General features: G+C 54.4%; 13 protein-coding genes, 2 tRNA genes and 2 other RNA genes. 8 read left to right on the top strand and 9 right to left on the bottom strand.

The window, feature by feature from the left end:
• Positions 1-2: 2 nt before the first annotated feature.
• Both ACLHV8_RS07230 and ghrA read right to left on the bottom strand, forming a co-directional pair.
• Positions 3-740, bottom strand: coding sequence for a phosphatase (locus ACLHV8_RS07230; protein ID WP_208594653.1), 738 nt, complete (start codon positions 738-740; stop codon positions 3-5).
• Positions 741-824: 84 nt separating this feature from the next.
• Entirely contained in the window at positions 825-1,763 is a 939-nt protein-coding gene (gene ghrA / locus ACLHV8_RS07225) for a glyoxylate/hydroxypyruvate reductase GhrA (protein WP_208594654.1), read from the bottom strand.
• Between the two features lie 232 nt (positions 1,764-1,995).
• Here ghrA and ACLHV8_RS07220 point away from each other — a divergent pair.
• Positions 1,996-2,083: transfer RNA gene (locus ACLHV8_RS07220), tRNA-Ser, on the top strand.
• 241 nt (positions 2,084-2,324) lie between these two features.
• Here ACLHV8_RS07220 and ACLHV8_RS07215 read toward each other — a convergent pair.
• Complete coding sequence (locus ACLHV8_RS07215; RefSeq protein WP_049007328.1) at positions 2,325-3,230, bottom strand: LysR family transcriptional regulator; 906 nt, start codon at positions 3,228-3,230, stop codon at positions 2,325-2,327.
• Positions 3,231-3,339: 109 nt separating this feature from the next.
• Here ACLHV8_RS07215 and ACLHV8_RS07210 point away from each other — a divergent pair, with 109 nt between their 5' ends.
• From ACLHV8_RS07210 to ACLHV8_RS07185, 6 genes are all read left to right on the top strand, one after another.
• Complete coding sequence (locus ACLHV8_RS07210; RefSeq protein ID WP_208594655.1) at positions 3,340-4,200, top strand: pirin family protein; 861 nt, start codon at positions 3,340-3,342, stop codon at positions 4,198-4,200.
• A gap of 20 nt (positions 4,201-4,220) precedes the next feature.
• Positions 4,221-4,898 (top strand): isochorismatase family protein, encoded by a 678-nt coding sequence (locus ACLHV8_RS07205; RefSeq protein ID WP_208594656.1) that lies wholly within the window; start codon positions 4,221-4,223, stop codon positions 4,896-4,898.
• 137 nt (positions 4,899-5,035) lie between these two features.
• Positions 5,036-5,123 (top strand) — tRNA-Ser (locus tag ACLHV8_RS07200).
• 46 nt (positions 5,124-5,169) lie between these two features.
• Positions 5,170-5,307, top strand: a non-coding RNA gene (locus tag ACLHV8_RS07195) — RtT sRNA.
• Between the two features lie 46 nt (positions 5,308-5,353).
• Positions 5,354-5,490: non-coding RNA, RtT sRNA (locus tag ACLHV8_RS07190), on the top strand.
• A 171-nt stretch (positions 5,491-5,661) separates the two neighbouring features.
• On the top strand, positions 5,662-6,345 hold the full coding sequence (locus tag ACLHV8_RS07185; protein ID WP_208594890.1) for a DUF2076 domain-containing protein: 684 nt from the start codon (positions 5,662-5,664) through the stop codon (positions 6,343-6,345).
• A 93-nt stretch (positions 6,346-6,438) separates the two neighbouring features.
• Here ACLHV8_RS07185 and phoH read toward each other — a convergent pair whose 3' ends face one another.
• The 4 genes from phoH to efeU all read right to left on the bottom strand — a co-directional run bounded on the left by phoH (position 6,439) and on the right by efeU (position 11,019).
• Entirely contained in the window at positions 6,439-7,227 is a 789-nt protein-coding gene (gene phoH / locus ACLHV8_RS07180; protein WP_208594891.1) for a phosphate starvation-inducible protein PhoH, read from the bottom strand.
• Between the two features lie 501 nt (positions 7,228-7,728).
• On the bottom strand, positions 7,729-9,012 hold the full coding sequence (gene efeB, locus ACLHV8_RS07175) for an iron uptake transporter deferrochelatase/peroxidase subunit (RefSeq protein WP_208594892.1): 1,284 nt from the start codon (positions 9,010-9,012) through the stop codon (positions 7,729-7,731).
• 5 nt (positions 9,013-9,017) lie between these two features.
• Positions 9,018-10,145, bottom strand: a complete 1,128-nt coding sequence (efeO, locus tag ACLHV8_RS07170; protein ID WP_208594893.1) for an iron uptake system protein EfeO — start codon at positions 10,143-10,145, stop codon at positions 9,018-9,020.
• 40 nt (positions 10,146-10,185) lie between these two features.
• Positions 10,186-11,019 carry an iron uptake transporter permease EfeU gene (gene efeU, locus ACLHV8_RS07165; protein WP_208594894.1) on the bottom strand — a complete coding sequence of 278 codons (834 nt, stop codon included), beginning with the start codon at positions 11,017-11,019 and terminating at the stop codon, positions 10,186-10,188.
• Positions 11,020-11,270: 251 nt separating this feature from the next.
• Between efeU and ACLHV8_RS07160 the strand changes: the two genes are divergently transcribed.
• Positions 11,271-12,455: a NupC/NupG family nucleoside CNT transporter gene (locus ACLHV8_RS07160; RefSeq protein WP_049008453.1), complete on the top strand. Its 1,185-nt coding sequence runs from the start codon at positions 11,271-11,273 to the stop codon at positions 12,453-12,455.
• A 31-nt stretch (positions 12,456-12,486) separates the two neighbouring features.
• Here ACLHV8_RS07160 and ACLHV8_RS07155 read toward each other — a convergent pair whose 3' ends face one another.
• Both ACLHV8_RS07155 and putP read right to left on the bottom strand, forming a co-directional pair.
• Positions 12,487-12,906 carry a DUF3574 domain-containing protein gene (locus ACLHV8_RS07155; RefSeq protein WP_028019107.1) on the bottom strand — a complete coding sequence of 140 codons (420 nt, stop codon included), beginning with the start codon at positions 12,904-12,906 and terminating at the stop codon, positions 12,487-12,489.
• A 117-nt stretch (positions 12,907-13,023) separates the two neighbouring features.
• Positions 13,024-14,532, bottom strand: a complete 1,509-nt coding sequence (putP, locus tag ACLHV8_RS07150; protein WP_028019108.1) for a sodium/proline symporter PutP — start codon at positions 14,530-14,532, stop codon at positions 13,024-13,026.
• Between the last annotated feature and the right edge of the window lie 198 nt (positions 14,533-14,730).

The following is a 14,730-nucleotide window of genomic DNA, read 5'->3' as shown; positions in this document are numbered from 1 at the left end:
AATTAAAGATCGGCAAATTCGTCAATCGGTTCCATGCCGCGCGACTCGAGGAAATCGAGCAGCCGGCGTGGGGTCACGTTCAGGATTTGCGCTTCCGGGAAGTTAACGTCATTAAGCACCTTCAGGCACTCACTAAAATCACCCAGCGTAAACGCGGTATGGGAGTCAGAGCCCAGCGCCACCATACCTCCGGCATCTCGCACGGCAGCGGCCACTTCACGGCAGTTTGCTTCACTGCCCTTACGCGAGTGAACAAAGGAGGAGTTGTTAATCTCCAGCGCCACGCGGTGTTTCGCTGCCGCCTGGGCGACAGCCTGAATATCAATCGGATATTTTGGATTACCCGGGTGGCTAATAATATGCACATTGCCGCTGGCAATGGTGGCAATCATCGCCGCGGTGTTGGTCTCTTTATCCTGGGGAGGGAAAACCGGCTCATGGAAACCGGCGAGGATAAGGTCAAGAGACGTCAGCATCGGACCGGTGCAGTCGATCTCACCGTCGGTATTTTTAATGTTCGCCTCAATACCGCGCAGTATCCCAATGCTGTCCACCAGACGTGGCCAAATCCGCATATTCACAAAATGCCAGTAGTGCGGCGCATCCGCCATGTCCGGGCCATGATCGGTTATCGCGAACAGCTTGATGCCTTTAAGCTTGGCCTGGGCGATATAATCATGGAGATTGCTATACGCGTGGGTGCTGGCGACGGTGTGCATATGCAGGTCAACGGGATACATCTCTCTCTCCTCTGCGGTTTTTCCAAAGGATAGCAGTTATCAGCGGCGAATATTAGCAAAAACCCGGCGAACGCCGGGTTTCTCTCAGTAGCCGCGCTGCCTGTCGACCTGTCCGGTGACTGCATTACCCTTTTCCATTTCGCTGATGGTATGGGATATATACGCCACCGCCTCTGCCGGACGCGTCACGGCAGCCACGTGTGGGGTCATCGCCACGCGCGGATGCGCCCACAGAGGGCTTTCCGCAGGCAGCGGCTCGCGGCTGTAGACATCCAGCATGGCGCCTTTTAGCTTTCCGCTGTCCAGGGCCTTCAGCAGATCGGGCTCGACCAGATGCACCCCGCGCGCCAGGTTCATCAGGTAGCTCTCATCGGCTAACAGGTTGAGCAACGCTTCATTGATGATGCCGACCGTTTCCGCCGTGTTGGGCAGCAGGTTGATGAGCACGCGCGTGCCGTTGAGAAAGTCCGGCAGTTCATCCGTGCCGGCAAAGCTCTTAACGCCTGGATAATCCTTACGGCTGCGGCTCCAGCAGCGCAGCGGAAAGCCCCACGGTGCAAGCGCTTCCGCCACTTTTGAACCCAGCACACCAGCACCGAGGATACCAATGGTAAAATCTTCGCGCTGATAATCAGGCAGCGGTTCCCAGTGGGATTGCTGTTTTAATGCCTGATAGTCATCAAAGCGGCGGAACCAGTGCAGAACCTGGCTCACGGCATACTCCTGCATTTGCTGGCCCATACCGGTGTCTTCGAGGCGGAAAAGAGGAATATCTTCCGGCAGCATTTCCGGGTGAGCCTTCAGCTTGCTCAGAATGGAGTCCACACCGGCGCCCAGGGCAAAGACAGCTTTCAGTTTACGCCCCTGCAGCATTTCTACCGGCGGATGCCAGACCAGCGCGTAGTCAGCATGTTCGTTGTCACCCCGCTTCCACTCGCGAACGCGTGCGCCGGGTAACGCCGCGGTAAGCGCCTTGATCCAGTATGCCGCATCAAACGTGGGGTGATAGAAGAGTATATCCATAGTCATTCCTGCCTTTTATTGCGCTGAATTATTTTGATTTTCAACTGGATTGCCAGCATAACAAATTTATTGCGCGACTGTGCTGCTGATAAAAAAGACGCTTTCAGCACATTTAAGAATCAGGTTGCCTGAAGTTTGTCTAAACACGCTAAATTACTGAAAAAGTGAGTTGACGGCAGTTCGGCTTTTCCTTACATTAGCGCCCGTCCCGACAACAACGGGATGACAATATGGTGAGGTGTCCGAGTGGCTGAAGGAGCACGCCTGGAAAGTGTGTATACGGCAACGTATCGGGGGTTCGAATCCCCCCCTCACCGCCATATTTAAAGAAGAGCTCGCATGAAAATGCGGGCTTTTTTTTCGCATATTGCACGCTGCGGGGGGATGAGAAGCCCCGACCGGGGTTCGACAACTGGCGACAGCCAGTTGGACAGACTGAGAGCGCAGCGAACAGGCTGCCCGCAGGGCGAGCAAAGCGAGTCAATCCCCCCCGGTGCCAAAGGCAACACGGTGCGGTCTGAGCCCTTCACTCTGACCCCCTCCCCAAGGGAGAGGGATAAACTATTCTTCCACCATCTTCGCATATTCTTCGGTCAGAAAATCCACCAGCGTCCTGACAGAAGGTAACAACCCGCGTCTTGATGGATAAACAGCGTGAATCACTTCCCGTCGGGGTTCCCAGGCCTCAAGTACCCGAATCAGTTCACCTGACGCCAGCTGATCCTTCACCATCAAAATCGGCAGCTGCACCACGCCGATGCCAGCCATGGCAGCTTCACGTAGCGCAAGCATATCGGTGGTGATCAATCGAGGGTGATAATGGATCTCCGCTTTAGCACCTCCAGGCCCGGACAGCGCCCATTTATGAATATGTTTCCCCTCGTTCATGCTTAGCCCGGGCCAGGCACTGAGTTCAGACGGGGCTATCGGTTCTCCCATGCGTTGAATCAACGCTGGACTCGCGACCAGACAATGCCCCCTGTCAGCCAGCACCCTTAACACCAGATCGCTGTCATCAAACGGGCGAGGGCGGACGCGGATCGCGATATCCACGCCCTCTCCCACCAGGTCTACCCGTCGATTGGTCGCCTCAAGCTGAAGATTGATGCCGGGATAACGCGCCATAAATCTTGCCAGCATCGGACCAACATGGACATGCAACAGGGTTATCGGGCAGGTGATCCTGACAATGCCGCGCGGTTCTGCCTGCAGTGCCGCCACGGCCTCTTCTGCCGCCTCCGCCTCCACCATCATCGCTTTACAGTGCTGATAGAAGGTCTGCCCGACCTCAGTCACCGTAAATTGCCGGGTTGTTCGGTGGATGAGCCGCACGCCAAGGCGCTCTTCCAACTGCGCGATCCGGCGGCTTAGCCTGGACTTTGGCAGGTCAAGCGCCCTTCCCGCCGCCGCAAAGCCACCGTAATCCACCACCTTCACAAACCAGACGAAGTCATTGAGATCCTGCATAAATCCTCATCGTTCCATTATTAGAACAGTGAATGCCATTTTCACTATCTACCGGGATATTAAACCTGAATATAAGCTAATTGCATCAACAGAACATCAGGAGTTCATCATGAAAAACGTAACAGGTGTTTATACCGCTCCCCGACAGCACTGGGTGGGCGACGGTTTCCCGGTCCGTTCAATGTTCTCTTATCAGACGCACGGGGAGCCTCTCAGCCCGTTCCTGCTGCTGGACTACGCGGGCCCATACACCTTTCCGGCAGATGGTTCGAAACGCGGCGTAGGCCAACATCCTCACCGGGGTTTCGAAACGGTCACTATCGTCTATTCCGGTGAAGTCGAGCATCGTGACTCCACGGGCAAAGGCGGTGTAATTGGCCCCGGCGACGTGCAGTGGATGACGGCAGGTGCAGGCATTTTGCACGAGGAGTTCCACTCCAGCGCGTTCTCGCAGAAAGGAGGAGAACTCAAAATGATGCAGCTTTGGGTCAACCTTCCGGCGAAAGACAAGATGGCGGCACCGGGCTACCAGAGCATCACCAAAAGCGACATTCCAGTCGTAACGCTTTTGGATAACAGCGGCACGCTGAGGGTTATTGCCGGTCGCTACCAGGATGTGACCGGCCCGGCTCACACCTTTTCACCGCTGAATGTCTGGGATATTGCGCTGAATCAGGGAAGCCATTTGACGCTCAATCAGCCAGAAGGCTGGAGCACCGCGCTGGTGGTACTGGAAGGCAACGTCACGGTAAACGGCACGGCTGAAGCGGGTGAAGCGCAACTGGTCGTCTTAAGCCAGCAAGGCGACAAAGTGCATCTGGAAGCCAGTAGCGATGCAAAAGTGCTGCTGATGGCCGGTGAGCCACTGAACGAACCCATTGTGGGCTACGGCCCGTTTGTCATGAACAGTAAAAGCGAAATCAACGAAGCCATTCGTGATTTCAACTCCGGCCGCTTCGGCCAGATCTGAACGTAATAAAGGAGAAGAAAATGTCCACACCTGCAAATTTCAACGGAGCGCGTCCGGTTATTGATGTGAACGATGCGGTGATGTTGCTTATCGATCACCAGAGCGGTCTGTTCCAGACCGTTGGGGATATGCCAATGCCGGAACTGCGTGCCCGTGCGGCAGCGCTGGCAAAGATCGCTACCCTGGCGAAGATCCCGGTGATCACGACAGCGTCCGTTCCCCAGGGGCCGAACGGCCCGCTTATCCCGGAAATCCACGCCAACGCGCCGCATGCGCAGTACGTACCACGTAAAGGAGAGATTAACGCCTGGGATAACCCGGAATTTGTGGCAGCGGTAAAAGCCACCGGTCGCAACACGCTGATTATCGCGGGTACCATCACCAGCGTTTGCATGGCTTTCCCGTCAATTAGTGCGGTTGCTGATGGTTATAAAGTCTTTGCGGTGATCGATGCGTCTGGTACCTACAGCAAAATGGCGCAAGAGATCACCCTGGCTCGTGTCGTCCAGGCTGGCGTAGTGCCAATGGATACAGCGGCAGTCGCCTCAGAAATCCAGCGAACCTGGAACCGTGAAGACGCGGCCAAGTGGGCCGAGGTGTATACCCACATCTTCCCGGCTTATCAGCTGTTGATCGAAAGCTACGGCAAAGCACAGGACGTGGTTAAAAACAGCGAAGTGCTCGATTCACAGCGTTAATCCGGCTCTAAGCGACATGAGCTGATTAAGGCTTAACCGAACAGGCACTAAAGCAGAAAATCTGCTTGACCGTTTTAGCGCAACTCCCTATAGTAGCGCCCCGTTGCCCCCCAAGCGGTCAGGCAGCAAAACAATATGGTGAGGTGTCCGAGTGGCTGAAGGAGCACGCCTGGAAAGTGTGTATACGGCAACGTATCGGGGGTTCGAATCCCCCCCTCACCGCCATATTTAAAGAAGAGCTCGTACGAAAGTACGGGCTTTTTTTTCGCATGTTGCACTCATGCAGGGGGGGATGAGAATCCCCGACCGAGGTTCGACAACTGGCGACAGCCAGTTGGACAGACTGAGAGCGCAGCGAACAGGCTGCCCGCAGGGCGAGCAAAGCGAGTCAATCCCCCCCTCACCGCCATCTTTAAAGAAGAGCTCGTACGAAAGTACGGGCTTTTTTTTCGCATGTTGCACTCATGCAGGGGGGATGAGAATCCCCGACCGGGGTTCGACAACTGGCGACAGCCAGTTGGACAGACTGAGAGCGCAGCGAACAGGCTGCCCGCAGGGCGAGCAAAGCGAGTCAATCCCCCCCTCACCGCCATATTTAAAGAAGAGCTCGCATGAAAATGCGGGCTTTTTTTTAGCCCCAAAAACAGAGCGAGTTTCAGCTAACTTGCAACCAATCTTAAACAAACATTTCACTCGCCAGACACAGTTTATCACCGCTGATAAACTAGGCGGTATCCCCCCTGGAGAGCGGAAGGTTATTGTCATGCAATATGAAGAACAGCAGCTAATCAACGGCCTTTTCGAACGTCTGAAACAGACCGAACAACAAAACAGCCAACGGGATGCAGATGCAGAGCGTCAGATCGCGGAATTCGTCAGACAGCAGCCTGCGGCCCCCTACTATATGGCGCAATCGATTTTGATTCAGGAAGCGGCGCTGAAACGCCTGCAGGCCCGGGTTCAGGAGCTTGAAAGCGAATTAGCCGCGCAAAAAAGCAAACCCTCGACGGGCGGCAGTTTCCTCGGCGGCCTGTTTGGTGGCGGAAAAAGCAACCCGCAGCCGGACAACAGCTGGAATGCCCAGCAGCAACAGCCACAGGCGCAGGATTATTCACGGGCGACAGCGCCGGCTTCGGCTCCTCGCGGCGGCAGTTTTATGGCAGGCGCGCTGCAAACAGCCGCTGGCGTGGCCGGTGGCGTCGTGCTGGCCGAGATGCTGACCAGTATGTTCCATCAGTCGCGGCCGGAAGAGATCGTGAACATCATCGAAGAACCGACAACGCCCGCCGGTAATGAGTCGTTTATCGGTAATCAATACGGCGACTTTAATAATGTCTCTGACACCCGCTTCCTCAACCAGGACGATCCGTTCGGCAATAATAACGACACCTGGCAGAACAATGATGCAGATGACGACTACAGCGATGATGACGACAGCTTTATTTAACAACGTTAGCTAAAGTGACTTTAAACATATAAGGGAATAGAAAGCACAAAAAACAAAGCCCGGTTTCCCCGGGCTTTGAACACAACAGCAAACTCAGTAGTACGCTTTCAACGTGCGCTGACACAGCGCCGATCGCACGCAGTCCTCTTTGGTGAAGCGGACCACCCCAATCATCTCATCTTCCTCAAAACGTGACATCGCGTCGCTTAGTCCGGATTTCACGCCGGATGGCAGGTCACACTGGGTAATATCGCCGTTAACGATAACCGTCACGTTCTCCCCGAGGCGCGTCAAAAACATCTTCATTTGCGCAGCGGTCACGTTCTGAGCCTCGTCAAGAATGACGACCGCATTTTCAAATGTACGTCCGCGCATATAGGCGAACGGCGCGATTTCCACCTTGCCAATCTCTGGCCGCAGGCAGTACTGCATAAAGGAAGCCCCCAGTCGTTTCACCAGCACGTCATAGACAGGCCTGAAGTATGGGGCAAACTTCTCCGAAATGTCTCCGGGCAAGAAGCCGAGATCTTCATCAGCTTGCAGTACCGGACGGGTGACAATAATCCTCTCCACGTCCTTATGGATCAGCGCTTCCGCCGCTTTGGCTGCACTGATCCAGGTTTTCCCGCATCCGGCTTCACCGGTTGCAAAGATGAGCTGTTTACTCTCGATAGCATTCAGGTAGTGCGCCTGAGCCTCATTGCGCGCCACAATTGGAGAATTGTCACGGCTGTCCCGCGCCATGCCAATTGCTTCTACGCCACTCATCTGCACAAGCGAGGTGACCGATTCTTCTTCACGCTGTTTATGGCTACGTGAATCCCGTCTCAGCACACGTTTTGCTTCGCGACGAGCTTTGATCACTGCTTTTTGTCTTCCCATGGATAGCACCTTGAGTTGTTGGTATTCATCACACGCGCCAGTTTCAGCACGATTATGCGCACGAACATCAGAGGGTTGGCTTCCTTGTAAGCCATTGCTTGCTTTATCGGATGACGATACGGAACAGCTACGCGCACCATTCTGCACGTCGGTCGAACGAGATTCTTGAGGAAGGGGGGAGAATTTAGTGGTGAGGAAATCGCTGCCGGAGTCTGAGCCTCCGCGCCGGGTGCTGCGGTTGTTGTGTTTACCATGTCCAGTACAGGACGCAACCATTCGCGATCTCCATAGTGATTCAGCATCACTGCCGGGAACTACCGCTGTCTTATCTTAATTACATCAGGTGTTATCATAAATGCAACATTTATTTTACCTGATTGCAACTTTTAAGACTGTCCCTACAGTTGAAATCAGTCTCATACAGAAATACTACAGAAATATAACAACAGAATCGTCATATGAAAAAATAATGTCCCTGCGAACGTGGCGCAGGGACAGCGATCAGGCCTCAATCAGCCCTTGAGCGAGATACGCGTGTTGATCGCGTACGCCTGGCAGGGCAAAGAAATAGCCGCCGCCGATAGGTTTAATGTACTCTTCCAGCGCTTCTCCATTTAGCCGCTTCTGCACGGTCAGGAAGCCTTTTTCCAGATCGTGCTGATAGCAGACGAACAGCAGCCCCATATCAAGCTGACCGGAGTTGGTTACGCCCAGAGAGTAGCTGTAGCCACGGCGCATCATCAGGCTGGACTGCGTCTCTTTGGTGCGCGGATTAGCCAGACGAATATGGCTGTCCAGCGCAATCACATCGCCATTCGGATCGCCGGCGTAGTCGGGCACATCATGCTCATTCTTCATGCCCAGCGGTGCCCCACTCTGCTTATCACGACCAAAAATCGTCTGCTGCTCTTTGAGCGGTGTGCGGTCCCAGAACTCCACGTGGAACTGAATAATCCGCACGGCCTGATAACTTCCCCCAACGGCCCATGTCGGTTCGCCCTGATCGGCAGTGACCCACACCACCTCCTTCATGAGCGCACCATCGTGGCTGTCCGGGTTGGCCGTACCGTCCTTAAAGCCCAGCAGGTTAACCGGCGTCTCTTTCCCTTTACTGCGGGCAGCATGGTCCGAGATAAACCCTTCCCGCTTCCAGCGCACGCTCAACAGATCCGGCGTGTGCTTGATAATATCCCGAAGGGCGTGGATCACCGTGTCCTGGGTATTGGCGCAAATCTGCAGAAGCAGGTCACCGTGACAAAGAGCAGCGTCCAGCGAGTCATTCGGGAAACGCGTCATTTTCTGCAGCGCTTTTGGCTTCTGTTTTGCCAGTCCATAGCGCGCATCAAACAGCGATTCACCGAGCGAAACGGTCATCGTCAGGTTATCCGGGGCGATAAACGGCCCCAGGATACCGGAGTCCATGGGCGGAAGACGCGGATTTGGCGTTTCCGGTGCCGGCCCGCCTGCGGTGAGAAACGCGATACGTGTCGTCAGCAGACGGAACAGACGCTCCAGATCAGCTTTATCACTCGCCAGTGAGTCAAATGCCACCAGCATCATCGACGCCTGCTGCGGTGTCAGAATGCCCGACTGATGTTCACCGTAAAACGGCTGCGTCTCCATGCGAGCATTAGGGGACAGCGTGCCGGGTGCGCTTTGCGGTTTCGCCGCATGCGCCACCGGACACCCACCAGCCAGCGCAAGAGCGCCCCCCAGCGCCCCGACCCCTTTTAGCAACCGACGACGTGAAGGCTCAACCACCTCGCTTTCGTTATGCTTATTCATCGTGCTTAGTCCAGACCCAGTACGCCACGCAGCAGGGAGAGATCTTCCGCCAGGGCGGTAATCGGGCCTTTAAGCGCGTTGCGGTCGGCATCGGTCAGCTTATCGTAGGTTTCAAAGCCGTCTTTGGTTCGGTACTTCGCCAGAATGGCGTCGACTTTTTTGAAGTTAGCATCCACTTTAGCCAGCAGTTCGCTGTTCTCTTTCTGCAGTTGAGGACGCAGCAGATCGACAATTTTTTGTGAACCGTCAACGTTAGCCTGGAAATCCCACAGATCGGTATGGCTGTAGCGATCTTCTTCACCGCTGATTTTGCTCGCGGCCACTTCTTCAATCAGCCCTGCGGCACCGCCCACCACTTTTGACGGTGGGAAAGCCAGCTCGCTGATGCGCTTTTGCAACTCCAGCACGTCACCGTTCAGTTGCTCAGCGTATTTCTCCATCCCTTTGGTGGAGTTGTCGCCAAACAGGGCTTTCTCCAGACGGTGGAAACCGGTGAATTTCGGATCGGCCGCTTTCTGCTCGAAATCGTCTTCGCGGGCATCAATGCTGCCATCAAGGTCAGAGAACAACTCGGCAATCGGCTCGATACGCTCGTAGTGCTGACGGGTTGGCGCATAGAGGGATTTCGCTTTTTCGATATCACCTGCTTTCACCGCATCGGTAAAGGCTTTGGTACCCGCAACCAGGTCGGCCGTCTCTTTGGAGACATACGCTTTATAGGCGGTAATCGCCTCACCCAGGCTCAGCACCGCCGCACCTTTCGTCGCATCGGCCGTTGCTTCACCTTTGACGATCAGCTTACCTTTAGGGTTAGTCAGCAGACCGCAGGTCATCTCATACTCGCCCGGCTGCAGGTTGGCGGTCATCTTCTGGCTGAAGCCAGGAGCGATATTTTCGCGCTCTTCCACCACCAGTACACCCTTCAGAATTTCCCACTCCAGCGCCTTCTGGCTGTGGTTCTGGATAATAAACTGGGTCTTGCCGCTGTTAACCGTGAGGGTCATCGGCTCACACTGCTTGTCATTGACGGTGACTTTAACCTGAGGAACATCCGCACCCCAGGCGGAGAATGCAGAAGCGAACAGCGCGGCGATGCCTGCGCATAATGCACTACGACGGAACTGAATTGCCATGGCTCTTCCCTTTTAAAGTATGTTGTAACTAAAGCAAATATTATGGTGTAACGCGCGACGCCTGCGTGCCGGAACGCGGCGGCATTGCGAACAGCACCAGCGCCGGAATGAGATAGATAAAGTACATCGCCACTTCGCTGACGCTCGGGGTTTCCTGATAGCCGAAGATGCCTTCGAGCAGGGTGCCGGTCAGTGAATGAGTGGAAAGAACGTTGCTGAGATCAAACGCCACGTCCTGGAAATGGTTCCACAGGCCCGCTTCATGGAAGGCGCGAATCGCCCCTGCCGCCAGCCCTGCCGCCACCAGCAGAATAAACAGACTCGTCCACTTGAAGAAGGCCCCCAGGTTAAGGCGAATGCCGCCCCAGTAGAGCAGGAAACCCAGCACCACAGCCGTAGCAAGGCCCAGCATCGCACCTAACGGCGGCCAAATGCCGACATCCTGCTGAAACGCCGCCAGCAGGAAGAAAACGGACTCCAGGCCTTCACGCGCGACGGCGAAAAAGACCATCATGATCAGCGCCCAGCCGTGGTTATTGCTCTTTTGCAGGGCGTTATCCACCGCCTGCTCCAGCTGTACCTTTACGTTACGGGAGACTTTACGCATCCAGAACACCATCCAGGTGAGGATCACCACCGCGATCACCGCAACGATGCCTTCAAACAGCTCCTGCTCTTTCTGCGGGAATTCACCGGTGGTTTCATTGATCAGGATGCCCAGGCCCAGACAGAGCGCCGCGGCAAGGAACACCCCCACCCACATGACGCCAATCCAGCGTCCACGCCGGGTTCGCTTCAGATAACTGGCGATGAGACTGACGATGAGGGCAGCTTCGAGCCCTTCACGCAACATAATGAGAAATGGAACAAACATGCCGACACCTTAAATGTTTATCGCAGTCAACTGATGCAAAGAAAGGTAAATTCTTGTGATAGTGATTATCATTACGGCGAAGAGAAAAACAAGCGAAATGTGTGTTGTTTTGATGACGAGTTGTAAACGCAAAGTCTGGTAATAGTTGCCGTCGTTATCGTTAAGTTTATAAGTTATAACGAAAATGCCCATTTACGGTTAATCAGGGCTGTGGCTAAATACCTGCCTCAAACACCTGGTGAAAATTAATTATGTTTAAGATTGTCCATTTCCTGCTGGCGCTGGTGATTATTCTTGCGCTGGCCTGGCTGGTGAGTTTCGACCGCCGAAAAGTTCGCATTCGTTTTGTTTTACAGCTGATTGTCATTGAGATTGCTCTGGCGTTCTTTTTCCTGCACGCCGAAAGCGGGTTATTCCTGATTAAATACGTCTCAGGGTTCTTTGAATCACTGCTGAAATTTGCTGCCGAAGGCACCAATTTTGTCTTTGGCGGAATGGGTGAAAAAGGGCTGGCGTTCATTTTCCTCGGCGTACTTTGCCCGATTATTTTTATTTCCGCGCTGATCGGTATTCTGCAACACTGGCGAATTCTGCCGATATTTATTCGGGTGATCGGCACGCTGCTGTCAAAACTGAACGGTATGGGCAAGCTGGAATCCTTTAATGCGGTGAGTTCATTGATCCTCGGCCAGTCTGAAAACTTCATTGCCTACAAAGGCGTGCTGGGCGATCTCTCCTCACGTCGTCTCTTCACGATGGCGGCTACAGCCATGTCGACGGTCTCTTTGTCGATTGTTGGCGCCTATATGACCATGCTCGATGCCAAATTTGTGGTGGCGGCGCTGATTCTGAACATGTTCAGCACTTTTATTATTCTCTCCGTCATCAACCCGGCGCGCCCGGAAGCGGAGCCGGATATCAAACTTGAAAAACTGCATGAATCCCAGAGCTTCTTCGAAATGCTCGGCGAGTATATTCTGGCCGGTTTTAAAGTGGCGATGATTATTCTGGCGATGCTGATTGGCTTTATTGCCCTTATTAGCGCCGTTAACGCCCTCTTCTCCAGCCTGTTTGGCATGAGCTTCCAGCAAATCCTGGGTTATGTATTTTATCCCCTGGCGTGGCTGGTGGGCATTCCTCTGAGCGATGCCTTAAATGCGGGCAGTATTATGGCAACCAAACTGGTGGCGAATGAATTTGTGGCGATGATTGAGCTGCAAAAAATCGCTCATGCGATGTCACCGCGCGGGCTGGGTATTTTGTCCATCTTCCTGGTGTCGTTCGCGAACTTTGCATCCATCGGCATTGTGGCCGGGGCGATTAAAGGCCTGAACGAGCAGCAGGGGAACGTGGTGTCACGTTTTGGTTTGCGTCTGGTGTATGGCGCGACGCTGGTGAGTCTGCTGTCAGCGAGTTTTGCGGGTTTAGTGTTGTAAATGAGAACGGCGGGATATCCCGCCGTTGCGATTAAAACTGCACGCAAACCGGCTGGTCGACACGCATCACCGATTCCTGCGCGAAGCGGGATTTATAAATCCCGCGTAACGCTTCGATGTTCTTTTCACTCTGCGCATCTTTACCGTGGATCAGCATCAATGCTTTACTCGGTTCACGCGCCACTTTCCCGTCGTTCCCTAACCACTGCCCACGCGCATCAAATACCGTCAGACCGTCACGAAAACGCGGTGTAACGTCCTGATCAACAAACTGCTGCCACTCGTTACTGGTGATCTGCGCCCCAGCCGGACGGTTCAGTCCGAAATAGAGCGTTGTTTGCTGCATCTGGTTATCCGCTTTGCAGGTCTCTACCGCCGCGTGTTGCGATGGCGCAGTGCAGCCAGCCAGCATCAGTAATGCCGCTGCCATTACCCCTGTTTTGATTGTCATGCTTCGCTATCCTCATTGTTATAAGCACATGGATATCACAGGAAATTACGGATTTTGGCAAGAAAAAAGCCGGGCAGCGCTAGCGCTTGCCCGGCCTTCAGTGTTCCGAGGAAAAAATTATTCCGGCTGCAGCTTCGTCGGTGGTGCAGAGCGGTAATGCGCATCTGCTTCAGCAAAGCGTTTCTGCATGGAGGCTGACGGCGCTTTACCCAGCAGGCTGAAGACCACAATACCAATGCTACCGAAAATGAAGCCCGGAATGATTTCATACAGGCCCAGCCACGCGAACTGTTTCCAGACGATAACGGTCAGCGCACCGATAATCATTCCCGCCAGCGCGCCGTTACGGGTCATACGTGACCACATGACGGAGAACAGCACGACCGGACCAAATGCCGCACCAAAGCCCGCCCATGCGTAGCTCACGAGGCCCAGCACGCGGTTTTCCGGGTTGGCCGCCAGTGCAATCGCCACCAGCGCCACCAGCAGAACCATAAAGCGCCCTACCCACACCAGCTCTTTCTGGCTTGCACCTTTGCGCAGGAAAGCTTTGTACAGGTCTTCGGTGATGGCACTGGAGCAGACCAGCAGCTGACAGCTCAGGGTAGACATCACCGCCGCCAGGATCGCGGAGAGCAGAATACCGGCAATCCACGGGTTAAACAGAATCTGCGCCAGCTCGATAAACACACGTTCGGCGTTCTGGTTCACCGCGCCCGCCTGTGCCGGGTTATTGTTGAAGTACGCGATACCAAAGAAACCTACCGCACACGCACCCGCCAGACACAGGATCATCCACGTCATACTGATACGACGCGCATGCACGATGGTGTGGTGAGAGTCCGCGGCCATAAAGCGCGCCAGAATATGCGGCTGACCGAAGTAACCCAGACCCCAGCCCATCAGCGACACGATGGCAACGAAGTTCAGCCCTTTCAGCATGTCGACGTTTTCAATGCTCTTCTGTTTGATCACTTCCAGCGAATCGGCAAAGCCGCCAACGGTGAAAATCACAATCACCGGGGTCAGGATCAGGGCGAAGATCATCAGGCTCGCCTGCACGGTGTCTGTCCAGCTTACGGCCAGGAAACCGCCCACGAAGGTATACAGGATGGTCGCCGCAGCACCGGCCCAGAGGGCGGTTTCGTAGCTCATGCCGAAGGTGCTTTCGAACAGACGCGCGCCCGCCACAATGCCGGAGGCACAGTAGATGGTGAAGAACAGCAGAATAACCACCGCAGAGATAATGCGCAGGATGCGGCTGTTATCTTCAAAGCGTCCGGTGAAGTAATCCGGCAGCGTCAGGGCGTTATTATTGGCCTCGGTATGCACACGCAGACGGCCTGCCACCAGTTTCCAGTTGATCCATGCCCCGACAGTCAGGCCGATGGCAATCCAGCTTTCTGAAATACCGGAGATGAAAATCGCGCCTGGTAACCCCATCAGCAGCCAGCCGCTCATGTCTGATGCCCCCGCAGATAACGCGGTCACCATCGGGCCTAAACTACGTCCGCCCAGAATGTAGTCGTCAAAGTTCTTTGTTGAACGCCATGCCAAAAACCCTATAAGGATCATGCCAAAAATATAAACGAGAAATGTCACCAGCATCGGTGTGCTAATAGCCATTCAAATTCTCCAAAAAGTCGAGCGACAACCGTCCGGGCTGCCTTGTTATATGATCACCGGAACGTGGTGAATGTATCTTGTGTTTCCGTTGGGCGCGCTATCCTGCCGTATGCGCACCCCGCTGACAAACGATTTAACACTGCATTTACATCAAATTCATCCCTGGCTTGATACAACTTTCCTATAGGTTGCACTCGC

Origin of the sequence: Enterobacter sp. CPE_E863, from assembly GCF_046521465.1 — a bacterium.
In the GTDB taxonomy this organism is placed as follows: Bacteria; Pseudomonadota; Gammaproteobacteria; order Enterobacterales; family Enterobacteriaceae; genus Enterobacter; species Enterobacter adelaidei.
The sequence above is the reverse complement of the archived record's forward strand: the minus strand, read 5'-3'. Positions and strand labels throughout refer to the sequence as shown.